This window comes from Halorubrum rutilum (genome assembly GCF_042665015.1).
In the GTDB taxonomy this organism is placed as follows: Archaea; Halobacteriota; Halobacteria; order Halobacteriales; family Haloferacaceae; genus Halorubrum; species Halorubrum rutilum.
In genome coordinates this window covers 201,275-219,811 of the sequence record NZ_JBHTBL010000008.1, presented here as the reverse complement: position 1 = coordinate 219,811, position 18,537 = coordinate 201,275, and the positions used below count along the sequence as shown (strand labels likewise).

The following is an 18,537-nucleotide window of genomic DNA, read 5'->3' as shown; positions in this document are numbered from 1 at the left end:
CCGCGAGCCGTCAAGTCGCCGACGCGAGCCGAAAACATATGTCGGCCCCTCGCATAGCGTCGCGTAATGCTGTTGGTCCTCTGCGTCGACCTCGACGACGACCTCGGCCGCAAGACCGGGATCCCGACCCCGGTGATCGGCGCCGACGACGTCACCGAGGCCGCCGTCGCGCTCGCGACGGCCGACCCGGAGGACTCGGACGTGAACGTCCTCTTCCAGGGCGTGAACGTCCACGACGAGCTGGCGGCCGGCGGCGAGGCGGTCGAGGTCGCCGCCGTCACCGGCGTGGACGGCGCCGACGTGAAGGCGAACCGCGCGGTCGGCAAGGAGGTCGACCGCGTCCTCGCCGAGCTGTCGACCGGCGAGGAGGTCTCCGCGGTCGTGATCACCGACGGCGCGCAGGACGAGTCCGTCCTCCCGGTGATCCGCTCCCGGATGCCGATCGACGGGATGCGCCGCGTCGTCGTCCGGCAGGCGCAGGACTTGGAGTCGCTCTACTACACGATCAAGCAGGTGCTGGCGGACCCGGAGACCCGCGGCACCATTCTGGTCCCGCTCGGCGTCCTCCTGCTCATCTACCCCCTGGTCGTCGTCGCGAACCTCTTCGACGTCGCCGGCGCGGCCGTCCTCGGGATCCTCTCCGGGCTCGTCGGGCTCTACTCGCTGTTCCGCGGCCTCGGGCTGGAGGAGACCGTCGACGGCGCGGCCTCGACCGTGCGGAACGTCCTCTACACGGGGCGGGTGACGCTCGTCACCTACGTCGTCGCGCTCGCGCTGATCGTCGTCGGCGGCGTCCAGGGGACGGAGACGGTCGAGGCCGTCAGCGCGGTCCGCGGCGGGTCGATCACGGCCGGCGTGACCCTCGCGGCGTTCGTCCACGGCTTCGTCCAGTGGCTCGCGGTCGCCGGGGTCACCTCCAGCCTCGGACAGATCACCGACGAGTACCTCGGCGGACGCTTCCGGTGGCGGTACCTCAACGCCCCCTTCTACGTGCTCTCCATCGCCGTCGTGCTGTACGCCGTCTCCGGGTTCTTCCTGCCGGACGCGCCGGGCGTCACGTCGCTCGGGCTCCCGGACCTCGCGATGGCGCTCGCGGCCGGGACGCTCACGGCCGTGCTGAGCACGCTCGCGTTCGCCGTCGCGGAGTCGCAGCTCCCGTCGGCGGCCGGCGTCGGCGAGCGGAAGAGCGGGTAGGCGGCGTGCCGGTTCGGAAAGCGCCCCTGAGAGCTACCGCGGCGTCCACTCCTCGCAGGCGTCCATGTCGTCCATCAGCTCATCGTGGTGCCCGCAGTACGGCTGCATCCCCTGATCGGTCCGGACGTAGTCGAAGTGCGTGCAGTTCCCGCAGTACGTGTCGCCGGGACCGTCGCGCGCGGCGGCGTCGACGCCGGGGGAGATGTCCGCCCCGCTTCGTCCGTCCTCGCCCGGCCCCGCGGGTCCGTTCGGTCCCGCCGACCCCGCGTCGTCGAGGGGCGACCGGATGTCCGTGCCGGACTCGCCGCCGTCGCTCACGCCGGCGGAGCCGCCGCCTCGACCGCCGGAGAGGGCGTCCGAGCGCCCCGCGCCGAGGCCGCCTCCGGAACCGGTCGTCGGCCCCGTCCCGGTCGCCGATCCGTTCCGGGTCGGCGATCCGCCGCCGGCCGGCGACTCCTCCCCGACCGACGGTCGGCTCCTGGACCGCGGCCCGTCGCCGGTCGACCCGTCGCTCCCACCGGCGCGGTCCGGCCGGTTCGTCTGCGTCTCCACGTCGCCGTCGGGGGTCCCGCCGAGGAGCCCGACGCCGCCGGCCCCGTCGAGCTGGTTGCGGCCGACCTCGATGACCTTCGTCTCGCCCTTGTGGGTCACCTCCATCGTGACGGTGCCGCCGGGGTCGTTCCGCGTCTTGAAGTTGGCGACGCCGATGAAGACGCTCCACAGCGTCGTCGCGGCGCCGACGAAGTACAGCCCCGCGGTCGGCAGCGTGAGGTCGGTCAGCTCCGGGCGCGGCCCGCTCACCCAGTGGTAGGGGTACGCGTACGCGAACAGCGCGACGCCGAGGCACATCACGCTCGCCCCGACGACCGCGGCGACGCGCGTGCTTCGATCCGCCGGCAGGACGGTCATCACGCCGAGCAACACCAATGGGACGCCCACGCCGCCGAGCACGCCGCCGAGCCGCCGCGCCTCGGCGGAGCCGTAGCCGCTCGGGAGCACGACCTCCGCGGCCACGAACAGCCCGGCGACGAGCAGTAGGGTTCCGGCGACGAACGAGCCCACGCCGAGGTACAGCCGGCGCGGGTCGACCTCGGAGCCCCCCCGTCCACCGTACGCCTCCGAGAGACTGGTCATACGCGGCCTACGTCGTCCTCCGTGAAAACAGTACGTCAGACGTTCCCCCGCGCGGGGGACGAGGCGGGCGTCGCGGGGCGGCGGCGACCGAGAGCCTACAGCAACGCGTCGACGTCGACGTGCGCGTCGAGCAGCTCCGCCATCCGGTCCACGGTGCGCGCGTCCCGGGTCCGCCCGCTGCGGACGATCCCCTCGGCGCGGTCGATCGCGGTGACGGTGTCCGTGTTCACGGCGAGGACGGGCTTGCCGGCGTCCGCGGCCTTCCCGAGCACCGCGCCGGAGGGGCGGTGGCCGCCGGTCAGGACGAGACAGGCGACGCCGGAGGCGTCGAGCGCCGCGGTCTGGACGTCCGCGCGGTCGCCGCCGGTGATGACGGCGGCGTCGCGGGCGCGTCGGAAGTACCGCAGCGCCTCGTCGCCGCCCATCGCCCCGACGAGGAAGCGCTCGACGAAGCCGTCCGTCGGCGCGTCGGTGAGCAGCTCGGCGCCGAGTTCGTCGGCCAGCTCGCCGACGGTGACGCCCGCGAGCTCCTTCTCGTGGGGGATCGCGCCGAAGACGGTGATCCCGCGCGACTCGAGGAACGGGATCCCGTCCTGGCCGAGCGAGTCGAACGCGTCGTCGGAGACCTTGTTGAACACGACGCCGGCGAGGCGGTCGCCGAAGGCGTCGGCGGCCGCGAGCACGTCGTCGAGGTCGTTCGGCGAGCCGTACTCGGCGACGAGCACGACCCGCGCGTCGAGCAGCTCCGCGACGTCGACGTCGGTGAGGTCGACGACGCCGCCGGTGGTCCAGCTGCCGCCCCCCTCGACGAACATGCGGTCGCGGTCGGCCGCGAGCTCCTCGTACTCCTCGCGGATCCGGTCGCTGAGGGCATCGGCGTCCTCGGTGCCGCGGATCGCGCCCTCGACGAACGTCGGCGAGTAGACGACGGGCTCCATCTGGTGCATCTCGGAGTCGAGACCGAGCACCTCGCGGGCGAGCATGGGGTCCTGGTCGAGCGTCTTGCCGACGTTCGACTGGAGCCGCGTCCCCTTCGGTTTCATGTAGCCGACGCTGCGGTCGCGGTCGGCGGCGAGCCGCGCGAGCGCGACGGCGATCGCTGTCTTTCCGGCGCCTTCTCCGGTCGCGGTGACGAGTGTGGTGGGTGTGTCAGTCATTGGTGGGTTCCTCCGAGTCGGTGACTTCGGGGTCGGCGTCGACCGGGTCGAGCGCCTCCGGGTCGAGCGCCTCCGGGTCGACGGTGAGTCTCACGTCGACGGCGGCGGCGTTCGCGCCGCCGTCGGCGTCGGGCAGTGCGACGAGCGGGTTGATGTCGAGTTCTAAGATTGCGGGGAAGTCGGTGACCAGCTGGGAGAGCCGGCCGATCGTCTCGACCACGGCGTCGACGTCGACCGGATCGCGGCCGCGGGCGCCGCGCAGCAGCGGCGCCGACTGGATCTCCTCGGTCATCTCGCGCGCCTCGGGCTCCGAGACGGGCGCGACGCGGAAGGTGGTGTCCTCCATCACCTCCACGAAGATGCCGCCGAGCCCGAACATCAGCAGCGGGCCGAACTGCGGGTCGCGGTTCATCCCGACGATCGTCTCGACGCCGTCCTCCAGGTCGACCATCTCCTGCACCTGCACGCCGAGCACGGTCGCGTCCGGCTGGTAGTTGCGCGCCCGGGTGATCAGGTCCTCGTAGGTGTCGGCCACGTCCGCGTCGGCGACGCCGACGGCGACGCCGCCGATGTCGCTCTTGTGAAGGATGTCCGGCGAGACGATCTTCATCACCACGTCGCCGTCGATCCCGGAAGCGACCTCGGCGGCGCGCTCGGGGGTGTCGACGATCTCGCCGTCGGGCGTGGGGATGCCGTACGCGTCGAGCAGCTCCATCGCCTCGACGCCGAGGCGGTTGTCGTCGCGGTCGCGCACCGCTCCCAGGATCTCGCGGGCGCGCTCGCGGTCGACGTCGAACGACATCGGGGGCGCGTACTCCCGCTCCCTGATGTCACGGTACCGCGCGAGCGTCGCGAGGCTCTCGATCCCGCGGGCGGGGTCGAAGTAACAGGGGATCCCCTTCGCCTGCAGCCGCTGTTTCGGCTCGCGGGTGCGGTCGCCGCCCATCAGGCAGGCGGCGACGGGCGCGTCCATCTCGTCGCTCACGTCGGTGATCGCGCCCGCCAGCTCGTCGAAGTCGATGGTGGCGGTGGGGGCGGCCAACACGAGCGCGGCCCCGACGTCGTCGTCGGCGACCGTGATCTCCAGCGCCTCGCGGAACCGCTCCACGTCGGCGTCGCCGATCACGTCGACCGGGTTGTGGATGTTCGCCTCCTCGGGCATCGCGTCGGCGAGCCGATCGGTCGTCTCCCGGGTGAACGACGCCATGTCGAGGTCGGCGTCGCCGACCGCGTCGGTCGCCATCACGCCCGGGCCGCCGGCGTTGGTGACGATCGCGACGCTGTCGGTGTCGGGGAGCGGCTGGCTCCCGAGGATGCCCGCCGAGTCGAACAGCTCGTCGACCGACTCGGCGCGGATGACGCCGGCCTGGTCGAGCCCGGCCTCGTACGCCTTGTCGGAGCCCGCGAGCGTGCCGGTGTGCGAGGAGGCGGCCTGCGCGCCGGCGCTCGTCCGGCCGGACTTCACCGCGACGATCGGCGTGTCCCGGGTCGTCTCGCGGGCGGTCTCGATGAACTCGCGGCCGTCCTCGATCCCCTCCAGGTAGCCGATGATCACGTCGGTCTCCTCGTCGTCGCCCCAGTGGTCGACGAAGTCCGTCTCGTCGAGGACGGCCTTGTTGCCGAGCGAGACGACGTCCTTGAACCCGATCCCGTTGTCGTTGGCCCAGTCGAGGACCGCGGTGACGAACGCGCCCGACTGGCTCATGAAGGAGAGCCCGCCGGGGAGCGCGTTCTCCGGCCCGAACGTCGCGTTCATGCCCGAGGGCGTCGACATGATCCCCAGGCTGTTGGGGCCGACGAGGTCGAGGTCGTGCTCGTCGGCTATCTCGGCGAGGCGCCGCTCCCGCGCCGCCCCGTCCTCCCCCGTCTCGCCGAACCCGGCGGTGATCACGACGACGTTCCGGACGCCGGCCGCGCCGCACGCCTCGATCGCGTCCAACACGATCGAGGGCGGCACGACGACCACGGCGACGTCGGCGTCGGCGTCGCCCACCTCGTCGACGCAGGGCGTCCCGAGCACCTCGTCGTAGTTCGGGTTGACGGGAACGGTGTCGCCGTCGAAGTCGTCGAGCAGGTTCGACGTGACCGCGCGGCCGACGGCCCCCTCGCGCGCGGTCGCGCCGACGACGGCGACCCGATCCGGGTCGAACAGCTCGTTGAGCGTACCCATCAGCGTGGAGCTACGCGAACCGGCGGCTTAAGATCCGTGGGAGCCCGTTCGGTAGCCGAGTCAATCACGAACGACCGATCGGGAACCGCCCGGGTCGGCGGCGGGCCGTTCGGGCCGTCGACGGGTCACCCGTCTGAACCGCCCCGCACCCTCAATCGGTTCCCGCACCGCCTCCCGGTTCCGGGCCGACCTCGCCGCCCCTCTCGGCGTCCGCCCCGCGGTTCGCGCGGTCCGCCGTCGTCCGCGGTCGGTCGGGGAGCGTCGACGCGGCCGGGGCCTCCTCCGTCTCCCGCCCGGCGCTCGGGACGCTGAGCGTCACGACGTTCCCGTCCGGATGGGTGTCGAAGGAGAGGTCGCCGCCAGACCGGTTCGCGACCCAGTAGACGAGCCACAGGCCCATCCCCCCGGTGTGGCGCAGGTCGTCCATCTCCCACCGGTCGGTGATGACGTACCGCTCCTCCGTCGGGATGGGCGGGCAGTTGTCCCGGATCGCGATCTCGACGCTCTCGTCCGCCTCCGTCACGTCTATCCGGACGCGCGGCGCCGACTCCGCGTGCTCGATGGCGTTCTCGACGAGCTCGGCGATCGCGTAGTCCAGTTCCGGGTGCGTGAACGCCTCCACGTCCCGCGGGTACGAGACGGAGACGGTCGCGACGTCCCCGCCGTCGGCGTCCGAGTCCGATCCCCGCGATCCGTCGGCGTCCGAGCCGCGGTTCCGCGACCCGTCGGCGGTCGACTCGAAGTCGTGCGCTCCGTCTCCGACCGCCTCGTCGGGGGCCGGTTCGCGGTAGCTGACGTCGATCTCGTCGCGGCCCTCGCAGTCGTCGACGACCATGTCGATCGCCTCCTCGACGACGGGCGCGATCTCCACCGACCGGGGCGACCCGCGCTGGCGGAGCAGGTCGATGACGCCGCGCTGCTTCTCGGCGGTCGCCAAGAGGTCGGCGGCGACGCGGCGGATCGTCTCGGCGTGCTCGGCGACGTCCGCGCCGAGCTCGGCCAGCTCGTCGGGGTCGGCCCCCGCCGACCCGTCCGTTCCCCCTGTCGCCGTTTCCTCCGCCGTCCCCGTTTCCCCCGACCCCGTCTCCTCCGGCCCCGTTCCCTCCGTCGTCTCGGCTCCCTCCCGGGCCTCCGGATCGAGCGCGTCCGCGGCGGCCACGCGCTCGACGATCCGCTCCGCGGTGCCGTCGACGATGTTCATGTCGTTCCGGATCGTGTGCCGGAGCAGGTTGTCCATCACGGTGAGCTGGCGGTCGCGGCGGTACTCGTCCGTGACGTCGCGCGCGAAGCCCGTGACGGCGACGACCTCGTCACCCTCCACGACCGGCTCGCCGGGCACTCGAACCCATCGGGTGGCCCCGTCGGGCGTCCCGAGCCGGTAGTCGATCAGCGTCGACTCGCCGGCGGAGAGCCGCTGCATCGCTCGCTCTACGTACGGTCGGTCCTCGGGGTGGATCGAGTCGAGGAAGACCCGCGGCTCGCGTTCGAGCCGCTCCGCGGGGACGTCGAACACCCGCTCGACGGCGTCGTTGACGAACAGCAGCTCGGACCAGTCCGGGGTGAACATCCAGAACACGTCCGGCGACACCGAGGCGATCGTCTCCAACCGACGCCGCGACTCCACCTCGCGGGTCACGTCGCGGGAGGTCAACACGTAGCCGTCGACCCCGGTGGAGTCGGGCGTGTGCACCCTGGTCCGGAGCCACACCCACCCGCCGTCGGCGGTCGCGTAGCGGTATTCGAAGGGTCCGTCCGGCTCGGCCTCGCCGGCGACGATCGCCGCGAACGTCTCCCGGAGACGGGCCTCGTCCTCGGGGTGGACGAGCTCGAACGCGTCCGTGCCGACGAGCTCCTCAGGGTCGAACCCGATCACGTCGGCGGTGGCCGCGTTCAGGTGCCGGTACACCCCTTCCTCGTCGAGGACCACGACCTTGTCCTGAGCGAGGTCCAGGAGGGTCTCGGGGTCCGGCCCGTCGCGCATACGGAACCGGTTCGCTGAGCGATAGATAAGGCTGACTCCCCGATTATCGCAGACGAAAAAATCGGTCCGGGCTCAGTCGGCCGAGACCCCGGTCGTCTCGACGGCCGCGGTGAGCGAGTCGACGCCCCCGTCCTCGACGGTCAGCGTGACACCGTCGTCCCCGAGTTCGATCGCCGCGTCGGTGGCGCCGCGGGTGTACTCGGCGGCGTGGTCGCCCTCGGGGTCGAAGCGGACGCCCTCGACGAGGAGCGGCGTCTCGCTCAGGCGCTCGACCTTCCGGTATGCCGTCGAGAGCGCGATGTCGCACGCGTCGGCCAGCTCGCTCGTCGTCATCGGCGTGTCGGCGGCGCCGAGGATCGCTCGGCAGTCCGGGTCCGCGAGGACGTCGAAGGTGGCGTCCAGCGTCTCGTCGCCCTCGGTCGCCGTCGTCGGTCCGGTCGCGTACGAGGCCTGTCGCTTCATGGATGTACGTACCGGTTCCACCCACCCCAACACCGCCCCTGCATATGAGGGGTGTTTTATAAGGACGCGCCGAACCCGGTCGCCTTCGACCGCCTCTCGCCTCCTTCCCGCGGCGGGCGTCGGACCGGCCGACGCGGCCGCGGGCGGCTCCGCGCCGCCACCGCTTCCGCGGCGTCAACGTTTTGCCCGGGGGCGGTCACGGACGGACGCAGATGGGATCCGGAATCAGGGCGGAGGTCTCGCTCCCGGCGGGGACGCCGTCGCCGTTCGACGGGATCGCCGACGGCTCGACGCCGATATACAGCGTCGCGCGGACCGCTCCGGACGGGGCCGCGGGGACGGTCGTCTTCGAGTTCGTCGCCGACGCCGACCTGTCGGTGCCCGAGGGCGTCGACGTCGTCTTCGACTACGGCGCAAAGGCCGCCTACCGGTTCGAGACCGACCCCGACGAGGCGTCGCCGTTCGCGGTGCTCGACCGCCACGGGCTCCCCGCATCGGAGACGACCGTCCGGGACGGGCGGCTCCTCGTCACGTTCCACGCGACCGACCTCCCGACGCTCCGGTCGGTCCTCGACGCGTTCCGGGAGTCGACCCCGGACATGGAGGTGTTGCGGCTCCTCCAGTCGTCGTCGACGCCGGAGGAGTCGGACCTCGTCACCGTCGACCGGAGCGACCTCACCGAGCGCCAGCGCGAGGTGCTCGCGACCGCCTACGACGCCGGCTACTTCGACCACCCGAAGGGGGCCAACGCCGGCGAGGTCGCCGACTCGCTCGGCATCGACCGCTCGACGTTCTCGGAGCACATCGCCGCCGCGCAGCGGAAGCTGCTCTCGACGCTGATCGACTGAGCGGCCGGGGACCGCCCCGCGCCGTCGGTCGACCGTATTCCGAACCCTCTGGAATCCGATCCATCCTTCATGAGCGTCCGCGTCGTACGCGCATCCATGACGACCCCACGGACCCACACGTTCGTCTGCCCGGAGTGTCGTCGGTCGATCGAGGTGGACGACGCCATGCGGGCGACCCTGCTCGACGTGGGCTGCGTCGTCTGCGGCGAGCCCGTCACCGAGGGCGACATCGCCGATCCGCAGAGTGCGTAGGACCGCCCGCCCCTCGTCGTTCCCGCTCGCGTCGTCGCACCCCCCGCTCGCGTCCCGGTACTCCCGCTCGCGTCCTCACACCCCCGATCCGTCTCGTGCCCTTTATCCCGGCGTACGCCGACCTTCGCGTATGGCGACGAACGGCGAGGTCGAGATGACCGACGCGGAGGTCGACGCGTTCCTCTCGCGTCACGAGACCGGCGTGCTCTCGCTCGCGCGCGACGAGACGCCGTACGCGATCCCGATCTCCTACGGATTCGACGAGGAGTCCCGCGACGCCTTCCTCCGGCTGGTGTCGACGCCCGACAGCGAGAAGCGCGAGTTCCTCGCCTCCGAGCCGAAGGCGCGGATCGTCGTGTACGAGGAGGACGGCGACGAGTACGGGAGCGTCGTCGGCGTCGGCGTGCTCCGGCGCGTCGACCTCGACGAGCTCACGCCCGAGACGATCGCGCAGTACGGCGAGACCCGCCGCCCGCTCTTCGAGATCTGGGCCGACGGGAAGTCCGACCTCGACATCGACCTCTACCGGTTCGTCCCCGAGCGACTCACCGGCCGACGGATCGTCGTCGACCGCGACGAGGAGTGAGGGGCCGCCGACGCTCCGCCCCCCGAGGTCCGACCGCGCGGGCACCGCGTCCGGGCGGGAGCCTACCCGTCGTCGGGGTCGTCGGAGAAGTCGTCCTCGCTGGCGCCGGTCGTACACACCGGACAGCCGGCCGCGAGGATCGTCTCCCGCATCTCCTCGTTGACCTCGATGGTCTGCGCGCAGTCGGAACAGGTGAAGTGAACGGTCGTCAACGGTGGCCCTCTCTCGTCTCTCCGAGACGGCGGCGGACCGTATAAATGACCGGCTTCGGGGCGGCGCCGCGCCGAGCGGCCGGCTCCCCGCTCCACGCCGGGCCGCCGGCCCTCCGCCTAATCCGTCCGCGGGACCGCGTACGCGCCGACCGCGAGGAACGCGACGGCGAGGGCGGAGAGGGCGGCGAGGTCGCCGACCCACGCCCCGGGCTCGTGGACGATCGCCCGCGTCCCGCGCGCGAAGTACGTCAGCGGCGACGCGGCGACGGCCGGCCGGAACCACCCCGGCAGCAGGTCGGGAGAGACGAACGTCTCCGAGAGGAAGAGGAGGGGGAGCGCGACCGTGTTGCTCGCGGCGATCACGCCGTCCTGCGAGTCGGTGAGCGCGCCGAGCACCGCCCCGAGCCCGCAGAACAGCGCGACGCCGACGGCGACGAAGACGGGGAGGACGGCGAGCGCGGGCGAGACGACCGGCTCGGCGTCGGTCACCGCGAGCACGAGCCCGAAGATCAGGAGGCTCGCCGCCCCGATGATCGCGACGTTGACGAGGGTGTGCGCGAGCAGCCACTCCGCCCGCGAGAGCGGGGTCGTCGCCAGCTTCTCGAACCGGCCGCCGTCGCGGTGGCGGGCGATCTCGGAGCCGACCCGCGAGAGGGGGGTGAAGAGGACGACGACCGCGAGGTAGCCGGGGATGTAGTAGCCGGCCGGCTCCGCGAACAGCCCCCCGCCGGTCGGCTGGGTGCGGACTAAGGCGCCGAAGATGACGACGAGGATCACGGGGAAAAAGAACGTGAAGAACACCGCCGTCCGCCGGCGGAGGAACGACCGCGCCGCCGCGGTCGCCTCGGTGCGGACCCGGCCCACGCGGGTCATCGGTCGCCTCCGTCTCGGGGCACCCCGTCGAGGACCTCCTCGCGCGGCGAGTACTCCTCGCCGGTGAGCCGCAGGTAGACGTCCTCCAGCGACGGTTCGGACCACGCGATCGACTCGAAGGCGACCCCGGCCGCGTCGAGGGCGTCGACCGCGTCGCCGATCGCTTCGGGTCGAACGCCGCGGATCCGCAGTCCGTCGCGGGTCGACTCGACGGCGACGTCGTTCGAACCGTCGCCCGCGCCGCCCGCGAGCGCCGCCGCGGCGCGCTCGCCGACGCGCCCGGCGACCGCCTCGCCCGCGGGCCCGTCGAGGGTCACGTCAAGTCGGGGCGCCCCGCCGTGCTCGGCGATCAGCTCGTCGGGCGGCCCGACGGCGACGACCGCGCCGTCCCGGAGGAGGGCGACGCGGTCGGCGAGCCGCTCGACCTCGTCCATCGCGTGGCTCGTGAGGAAGACGGTCGTGCCGCCGTCGGCGAGCCGCTCGATCAGGCGGTGGATCGACCGGCGGCCGGCGGGGTCGATCCCCGTGGTCGGCTCGTCGAGGAAGAGGAGGTCCGGGTCGTTGACGACGGCGGTCGCGACGCAGGTCCGGCGCCGCTGCCCGCCCGAGAGCGTCTCGTACCACGCGTCGGCGTCGCCGGCCATCCCCACGTCCCGCAGGACCGACTCGACGTCGCGGGCGTCGTCGTAGAGGCCGCCGTAGTACTCGACGAGCTCGGTCGCCGTGAGGCGCTCCGGCGGGTCGAACGACTGCGGGAGCAGCCCGATCCGCTGCGGGTCGACCGCGTCGGGCGGGGCGCCGAACACGCGCAGGTCGCCCTCGGCGTCGGTCGTCCCCGTCAGCGCGCGGACGAGCGTGGTCTTGCCGGCGCCGTTGGGGCCGATGAGCCCGAACACCTCGCCGGCCTCGACGCGGAGGTCGACCCCGTCGAGCGCGACGACGTCGCCGTACGACCGCCGGACGTCCTCGCCGACGAGGACCGGGTCGCCGGCGGCGTCGTCCCCCGCCGCACCTCCCCCGGCGGCCGACGCGGCCGCTGTCTCGTTCATGCGACCGAGTCGGGGTGCCGCGCGCGTAAGGGTTGCTCTTCGCGGCCGGCTCCCCGCGGACGGTCGGCGACCGCCGGTCCTCGCGTCGGCGGTGCCGTCCCAGCTCGCTCGGGTCCGTTACGCCTAAGCGACGCGGCGCCGACCCAGGGACATGGACTACCACGAGGCGGCGGCGTTCCTCTTCGACCTCCGCCGCTTCTCGGTCAAGCCCGGGACCGAGCGGATCGCGGCGCTGCTCGACCGGCTCGGCAACCCCGAGGACGACGTGCCGTTCGTGCAGGTGGCCGGCTCGAACGGGAAGGGGAGCGCGGCGCGCATGACCGAGTCGATCCTGCGCGAGGCCGGGCTCTCGGTCGGCCTCTACACCTCGCCGCACCTCTCCGCGCTCGCCGAGCGCGTCCGCGTCGACGGGCTCCCGATCACCGAGGACGCGGTCGCCGACTTCGTGGCCGAGGCGAAGCCGTGGCTCGTCGAGCGCGCCGCCGCCGGCGAGCCGCTCACCTTCTTCGAGGTCGTCACGGCGATGGCGATCCGCGACTTCGCGCGCCGCGACGTCGACGTCGCGGTACTGGAGGTCGGGCTCGGCGGCGAGTACGACGCGACCAGCGCGGTCGACCCGGTCGCGACCGCCGTGACGAACGTCTCGCTCGAACACACCGACGTCCTCGGCGACACGATCGCCGAGATCGCCCGCACGAAGGCCCGGATCGCCGAGCCGGGCGCCCCCCTCGTGACGGCCTGCGAGGGCGAGGCGCTCGGCGTCGTCCGCGAGGTCGCCGGCGAGGCGGGCGCGCCGGTCGCGACGGTGGTGGGGGCGGGCTCGGACCGGGACGCCGACGGCACGGACGTCGACGGCACGGACGCCGACGGCGGCGACGGTCCCGACCCGGATCCGACCCTCTCCGTCGCCTACGACGGGCGCGTGAGCCCCACCGACGCCGAGGCGACGCTCGCGGGCGAGGTCGCGGGGACCTACCGGATCCCGCTCGTCGGCGACCACCAGGCGACGAACGCGGGGGTCGCCGTCGCGCTGGCCCGACGGACCGCGGCCGCGGTGGCGGACGCGGAAGACGGCGCCTCGGACCCCATCCCGGAGTCGGCCGTCCGCGACGGGCTCGCGCGGGCGACGTGGCCCGGCCGGTTCGAGGTGGTCGAGACGGCGCCGCTGACCGTGCTCGACGGCGCGCACAACCCGGCCGCCTGCCGGACGCTCGCCGGGACGCTCGACGAGTACGACTACGACGACCTCCACCTCGTGTACGCGGCGATGCACGACAAGGACCACGCGGGCGCCGCGAGCGCGCTCCCCGACGCCGCTTCGGCGGTCACCTGCCGGCCGGCGCTCGACCGCGCGGAGGACCCCGAGGTGCTCGCGGCCGCGCTCCGCGGCGCCGGCGTCGACGAGGTGACCGTCGGCGGCGACGTGGCCGCCGCGCTGGACCGCGCGGTCGCCCGCGCCGACCCGGACGACTGCGTGCTGCTCGTCGGCTCGCTGTTCGCGGTCGCCGAGGCGCGCGCCGCCCGGCTCCGGACCGTGACGCCGCGGTCGGTCGGCGGGGCGGGCGGACGGGGCGAGGGCGACCGCGGCGGAGGGAGTCGGAACACCGACGCCCGCCGCGCGCTCGACGCGGCCGGAGTCCCGCCCGACGCGGCCGCGGCCCGCGCCGACGGGCTCGACCACCGCGTCCTCACGCTCCGGCTGCGCGGCGACCACGCCGAGCGCCTCGCGGCCGCGGTCCGCGAGGTCGGCGGCGACGCCGCGATCGGCGGGCTCGGCGCCGGCGAGGGCCGCGTCCCCGGCGGCGAGCAGGTCCCGGTCACGCTCGGCGCGACCGTCGCGGAGTACCGCGGGCTGCTCGACCGCCTGCGCGACCGGGAGGGCGAGGGGCTCGCGGGCGTCGCGACCGACCTCGCGGGGCGACTCGGGCTCGACGGGGACCGATCGGACGCCGAGGAGGGGTCGGACGCCGCCCCCGACTACCCCTGGTCCGACGGCACCGCGGTGATGGGCGTGCTCAACGTCACGCCGGACTCCTTCCACGACGGCGGGCGCCACGAGGCCCTCGAAGACGCGGTCGCCGGCGCCGAGCGCATGGTCGAGGCCGGGGTCGACGTCGTCGACGTCGGCGGCGAGTCGACCCGGCCGGGCGCGGAGCCGGTCCCCGTCGACGAGGAGATCGACCGCGTCGTCCCGACGGTCGAGGCGGTGCGGTCGGTGCCGGCGGTCGCCGACGGCGACGTGCTGGTCTCGGTCGACACGCGGAAGGCCGAGGTCGCGGCGGCGGCGCTGGAGGCCGGCGCCGACGTCATCAACGACGTGACCGGGCTGGAGGACCCGGCGATGCGCGAGGTCGTCGCCGAGGCGGACTGCCCCGTCGTCGTGATGCACAGCCTCGACGCGCCGGTCGACCCGACGAACGACCCCGAGTACGACGACGCGGTCGGCGACGTGATCGCGTCGCTCCGCGAGCGGCTGGCGCTCGCCGACACGGCCGGGATCGACCGGGACAAGGTGATCGTCGACCCCGGGCTCGGCTTCGGGAAGTCGGCGGCCGAGGCGTTCGAGCTGGTCGACCGCGTCGGGGAGTTCGCCGCGCTCGACTGCCCGGTGCTGATCGGGCACTCGCACAAGTCGATGTTCGGCGCCGTCGGTCGCGACCCGGACGACCGCGAGCACGCCACCGTCGCCGCCACCGCGCTCGCCGCCGACCGCGGCGCCGACCTCGTGCGCGTCCACGACGTGGCGGAGAACCGCGCCGCGGTCGACGTGGCCGCCGCGGTGAACGGGGCGCTGCGGGAGGGCGACGCTCCCGACGGCGGGCCTCCGGAGGGCGACGCTCTCGACGGCGGCCCTCCGGAGGGCGACGACGTCCCCGACGAATGACGGCAGCGTTTTCCTCTCGGGTCGCGTCGCGCCCGTATGGCCCGGCGTCTGCTGCTCGGCTGTAGCGCGGTCGGGAACACGCTCGTCGAGCGCAGCCGCGGAGAGCGCGGCGAGCTGATCGCGATCACCGACGACACCGGGTGGGCGTCGACGCTCCGCGACCGCAACGTCGCCACCGTCGAGGCCGACCCCACCGACCCGTCGGCGTACCCCGACCGCGCCGCGGTCGTGCTGGTCGCGAGCGACGACCCCGCGCGCAACGTCGCCGCCGCGGAGGCCGCGCGGGAGCGCTACCCCGACGCGATGATCGTGGCGCACGTCGGGACGAGTCCGACCGCGGCCGAGCGGTCGGCGCTGGAGGCGGCCGCCGACCGCGTCGTCGACCCGGTCGAGGCGCTCGTCACCCGCGTCTGCGAGGCGATCGGCGCCGACGGCGACGAGGGGGGGACCGACGAGCTCCCGGTCCGGCTGCTCGCGACGCTCCGCGAGCTCTCCGGCCCCCTCCTCGTCGTCGCCCACGACAACCCCGACCCGGACGCCATCGCGAGCGCGATCGGGCTGGCGCGGGTCGCGGACGTCGTCGGCGTCCCCGCCGACCCCTGTTACGGCGGCGAGATCGCCCACCAGGAGAACCGCGCGATGGTGAACCTCCTCGACCTCTCGCTGTCGACGTTCGACGGGATCGACCTCGACGACTACGACGGCGTCGCCCTCGTCGACCACTCGCGGGCGGGGATCAACGACAGCCTCCCCGAGGGACACCCGGTCGACGTCGTGGTCGACCACCACCCGCCGCGCGGGCCGGTCGCGGGGTCGTTCGTCGACATCCGGCCGGACGTCGGCGCGACGAGCACGCTGATCGAGGAGTACCTCTCTCGACTCGGCGTCGAGCCGGACCGGCCCCTCGCCACGGCCCTGCTGTACGGGATCCGGATCGACACGAAGGACTTCACGCGGTCGACGTCGATCCCGGACTTCGAGGCGGCGGCGTCGCTGTCGCCGCTCGCCGACGAGTCCACGCTCGAACGCGTCGAGAGCCCGAGCGTGAGCCAGGAGACGCTCCGGGTGCTCGCAAACGCCATCGAGGGGCGCGACGTGCGGGGGTCGACGGTCGCCTCCTGCGTCGGCGAGATCAGCGACCGCGACACGCTCGCGCAGGCGGCGGAGCGCCTCCTCGACCTCGACGGGGTCGCGGTCACGTTCGTCTACGGCTACATGGACGGGGTGATCTACGGCTCCGCGCGGTCGCGCGGCACGGACCTCGACGTGGGCGAGCTCCTCCGCGACGCGCTCGACCCGGTCGGCTCCGCCGGCGGCCACGCCACGATGGCCGGCGCGCAGGTCCCGCTCGGCATCTTGGAGGAGGTGTCGGAGTCGGAGTCGCTGCCGGAGGTCGTCGAGACGTTCGTCTCCGGGCGCTTCTTCGAGGCGCTCGACGACGCGCCGACGCAGCCGACCGGCGCGGCGTCGGAGTTCCCGACCGACTGAGGGCGGGGGCGGGGACGCGCCGGCTCGGGTCCCCGCGGCCGCGTCACGCGCCCGTCGGCTCGCGTTCGGCAACCGCGCCCGATGGCGCAACCTACATACTTCGCGGCGGCGAACGGTCTCACATGACCGACGACGTCGTCGACCACCGCCGACTGATCATCGCCGGCACCGGTATCGCGGGGCTCTCCGCCGCGATCTACGCCGCGCGGTCGAACAACGACCCCCTGCTCATCGAGGGCGACGAGCCGGGCGGCCAGCTCACGCTGACCACCGACGTGGAGAACTACCCCGGCTTCCCCGAGGGGATCTCCGGCCCGCAGCTGATCAACGACATGAAAGCGCAGGCCGAGAAGTTCGGCGCCGAGGCCCGCAACGGGGTCATCGAGGACGTCTCGAAGGAGCCGGTGGGCCACTTCCGCGTCGAGCTCACCAACGGCGACGTCTACACCGCCGACGCCGTGATCGCCGCCTCCGGCGCGAGCGCCCGGACCCTCGGCGTCCCCGGCGAGAACGAGCTGATGGGGTACGGGCTCTCGACGTGCGCGACCTGCGACGGCGCGTTCTTCCGCGGTGAGGACATGCTCGTCGTCGGCGGCGGCGACGCGGCCATGGAGGAGGCGAACTTCCTGACGAAGTTCGCGGACACCGTCTATATCGCCCACCGCCGCGAGGAGTTCCGCGCGGAGGACGTCTGGATCGAGCGCGTGATGGACAAGGTCGACGACGGCGAGATCGAGCTCCTCCTCAACACCGAGCTCACCGAGATCCACGGCACGCCGGAGGACGGCGTTGACCACGTGACGCTCGTGGAGCACCCCGAGGGCCACCCGAAGGAGAAGCTCGACGACCCCGCGACCGCCGACGAGGTCGACGAGTACGACTTCGACGTCGGCGCCGTCTTCTTCGCCATCGGCCACACGCCGAACACCGATTTCCTAGAGGGGACGGGGATCGAGACCGACGACGACGGCTACCTGATCACCGAGGGCGGCCGCGGCGGCGGGCAGACCCGGACCGGCGTCGAGGGGCTCTTCGGCGCGGGCGACGTGGTCGACTTCCACTACCAGCAGGCGGCCACCGCCAGCGGGATGGGCGTGCAGGCCGCGCTCGACGCCGACGACTACCTCTCCGAGCGCGAGCGCGCCGGCGAGCTGTACGAGGGCGAGGTCGACGCCGCGACCGCGGACGACTGAGAGGCGGTTCGTCGGTTCCGGCGCGTTCGGTTCACCGCCCCGGCGGTTCCGTCTGCGCCCGTGAGGCGATCGGTGACGCAAACCCCTCTTTGAGTTATACGCGGTACTATCCGCGTCTCCCCCGTCGTCCGAAACGTGATGAGCAGACGTAGTCTGGCCGTCGTCGTCGTCGCGCTCGCGTTGTTCGTGGCCGGTAGCGCCGTCGCCCTCGCCGGCCCCGTGTCGGGAGGGCCCGGCAGCCTCTTCGGCGGAGCGAGCGATCAGCCGGCGCTGCTTCACTTCGATTCCGACGAGGTCCGCTGCCCCGACGAGTTCGCGGCCAACAGTTCGACCGCGGTGTCCGCCGGGCCCGAGAACACGGAGATAACGTACGCTCGAAACGTCTCCCTGCCGAGTTCCTCGTACGCCGTCGGGGATCCGACGTTCGAACGGCTGAACGAGTCCGCCTACGTCCTCGACGTGCCGATCGAGGAGGCCGGGAACGCGTCCCGGTCGTGTTCGGGCGTCGTCCGCTACAACGGCACGATGCGGATTCCCGCGGGCGACGATCCCTGGACCCTGATCGTGAAACAGGACGGCGAGACGGTCACGACGCTGCGCGGCGACTCGGACTCCTCCCTCCTCGGCGGATCGACGAGCGTGAGCGGAAGCGTTTCGGCCTCGGAATCCGCGACCGATTCGACGAACTCGTCGGAGTGAGTCGCGGTCGCGGCGAACACCGACACGCCCCCGGCTGCTCGACGACACGCGAATACTGACTCGACGGCGACTACCTCCACAGTACCGGCCGTTCGGCGATACGTCACCGACATTACTCCCGTGAACACCGGCAAAGCCCCAGGCGCGAGAACTCGCGCGGCTTGCTGTGCTCCTCGCTTGGTCGCTCACTTCGTTCGCTCCCTCGCTGCGGTGCTTACTGCGCCGTGCTTCGTCCTCGCCCCTGCCCCTTTGAGTCCCGCCCCGCCCAGCACGGCGACCGCACCTCACGCCTCCCCAGCCTCGCGGTTCGTTCGGGACTCCCTGCGGTCGCCCCTCACTCACCGCGTCCCTCGCG

At 73.1% G+C, this 18,537-nt stretch carries 16 protein-coding genes; 8 read left to right on the top strand and 8 right to left on the bottom strand.

The window, feature by feature from the left end:
• Positions 1–66 precede the first annotated feature (66 nt).
• The gene (locus ACFQMF_RS10330) at positions 67–1,194 is read left to right on the top strand and encodes a DUF373 family protein (protein ID WP_256409163.1); all 1,128 of its coding nucleotides are present in this window, start codon (positions 67–69) and stop codon (positions 1,192–1,194) included.
• A 33-nt stretch (positions 1,195–1,227) separates the two neighbouring features.
• Here ACFQMF_RS10330 and ACFQMF_RS10325 read toward each other — a convergent pair whose 3' ends face one another.
• The 5 genes from ACFQMF_RS10325 to ACFQMF_RS10305 all read right to left on the bottom strand — a co-directional run bounded on the left by ACFQMF_RS10325 (position 1,228) and on the right by ACFQMF_RS10305 (position 8,098).
• Complete coding sequence (locus ACFQMF_RS10325; protein ID WP_256409162.1) at positions 1,228–2,328, bottom strand: cell division protein CdpA domain-containing protein; 1,101 nt, start codon at positions 2,326–2,328, stop codon at positions 1,228–1,230.
• 95 nt (positions 2,329–2,423) lie between these two features.
• Entirely contained in the window at positions 2,424–3,485 is a 1,062-nt protein-coding gene (locus ACFQMF_RS10320; RefSeq protein ID WP_256409161.1) for a phosphotransacetylase family protein, read from the bottom strand.
• The gene (locus tag ACFQMF_RS10315) at positions 3,478–5,655 is read right to left on the bottom strand and encodes an acetate--CoA ligase family protein (RefSeq protein WP_256409160.1); all 2,178 of its coding nucleotides are present in this window, start codon (positions 5,653–5,655) and stop codon (positions 3,478–3,480) included. The genes ACFQMF_RS10320 and ACFQMF_RS10315 overlap by 8 nt, the downstream gene beginning before the upstream one ends.
• 151 nt (positions 5,656–5,806) lie before the next feature.
• Positions 5,807–7,636: a PAS domain-containing sensor histidine kinase gene (locus ACFQMF_RS10310; RefSeq protein ID WP_256409159.1), complete on the bottom strand. Its 1,830-nt coding sequence runs from the start codon at positions 7,634–7,636 to the stop codon at positions 5,807–5,809.
• A gap of 72 nt (positions 7,637–7,708) precedes the next feature.
• Positions 7,709–8,098: a winged helix-turn-helix domain-containing protein gene (locus ACFQMF_RS10305; protein WP_256409158.1), complete on the bottom strand. Its 390-nt coding sequence runs from the start codon at positions 8,096–8,098 to the stop codon at positions 7,709–7,711.
• Between the two features lie 212 nt (positions 8,099–8,310).
• Here ACFQMF_RS10305 and ACFQMF_RS10300 point away from each other — a divergent pair, with 212 nt between their 5' ends.
• The 3 genes from ACFQMF_RS10300 (at position 8,311) to ACFQMF_RS10290 (ending at position 9,784) form a co-directional block, all read left to right on the top strand.
• Positions 8,311–8,946, top strand: coding sequence for a helix-turn-helix domain-containing protein (locus ACFQMF_RS10300; protein ID WP_256409157.1), 636 nt, complete (start codon positions 8,311–8,313; stop codon positions 8,944–8,946).
• A gap of 96 nt (positions 8,947–9,042) precedes the next feature.
• The gene (locus ACFQMF_RS10295; protein ID WP_256409156.1) at positions 9,043–9,198 is read left to right on the top strand and encodes a DUF7560 family zinc ribbon protein; all 156 of its coding nucleotides are present in this window, start codon (positions 9,043–9,045) and stop codon (positions 9,196–9,198) included.
• Between the two features lie 130 nt (positions 9,199–9,328).
• Complete coding sequence (locus tag ACFQMF_RS10290) at positions 9,329–9,784, top strand: pyridoxamine 5'-phosphate oxidase family protein (protein WP_256409155.1); 456 nt, start codon at positions 9,329–9,331, stop codon at positions 9,782–9,784.
• A 62-nt stretch (positions 9,785–9,846) separates the two neighbouring features.
• On the opposite strand, the gene ACFQMF_RS10285 is transcribed toward ACFQMF_RS10290, so the two are convergent.
• The 3 genes from ACFQMF_RS10285 to ACFQMF_RS10275 all read right to left on the bottom strand — a co-directional run bounded on the left by ACFQMF_RS10285 (position 9,847) and on the right by ACFQMF_RS10275 (position 11,918).
• The gene (locus ACFQMF_RS10285) at positions 9,847–9,996 is read right to left on the bottom strand and encodes a DUF7560 family zinc ribbon protein (RefSeq protein WP_256409154.1); all 150 of its coding nucleotides are present in this window, start codon (positions 9,994–9,996) and stop codon (positions 9,847–9,849) included.
• A gap of 117 nt (positions 9,997–10,113) precedes the next feature.
• On the bottom strand, positions 10,114–10,869 hold the full coding sequence (locus ACFQMF_RS10280; protein WP_256409153.1) for an ABC transporter permease: 756 nt from the start codon (positions 10,867–10,869) through the stop codon (positions 10,114–10,116).
• Entirely contained in the window at positions 10,866–11,918 is a 1,053-nt protein-coding gene (locus tag ACFQMF_RS10275) for an ABC transporter ATP-binding protein (RefSeq protein ID WP_256409152.1), read from the bottom strand. Before ACFQMF_RS10275 ends, ACFQMF_RS10280 begins: the two co-directional genes overlap by 4 nt.
• Before the next feature lie 151 nt (positions 11,919–12,069).
• On the opposite strand from ACFQMF_RS10275, the gene folP reads away from it, so the two are divergent.
• From folP to ACFQMF_RS10255, 4 genes are all read left to right on the top strand, one after another.
• A complete protein-coding gene (gene folP / locus ACFQMF_RS10270; RefSeq protein ID WP_256409151.1) occupies positions 12,070–14,802 on the top strand; it encodes a dihydropteroate synthase in 2,733 nt (910 codons plus the stop codon).
• Positions 14,803–14,838: 36 nt separating this feature from the next.
• The gene (locus ACFQMF_RS10265) at positions 14,839–16,290 is read left to right on the top strand and encodes a DHH family phosphoesterase (protein WP_256409150.1); all 1,452 of its coding nucleotides are present in this window, start codon (positions 14,839–14,841) and stop codon (positions 16,288–16,290) included.
• 122 nt (positions 16,291–16,412) lie between these two features.
• Entirely contained in the window at positions 16,413–17,483 is a 1,071-nt protein-coding gene (locus ACFQMF_RS10260) for an NAD(P)/FAD-dependent oxidoreductase (RefSeq protein WP_256409149.1), read from the top strand.
• Between the two features lie 138 nt (positions 17,484–17,621).
• A complete protein-coding gene (locus ACFQMF_RS10255; RefSeq protein ID WP_256409148.1) occupies positions 17,622–18,182 on the top strand; it encodes a hypothetical protein in 561 nt (186 codons plus the stop codon).
• Positions 18,183–18,537 lie beyond the last annotated feature (355 nt).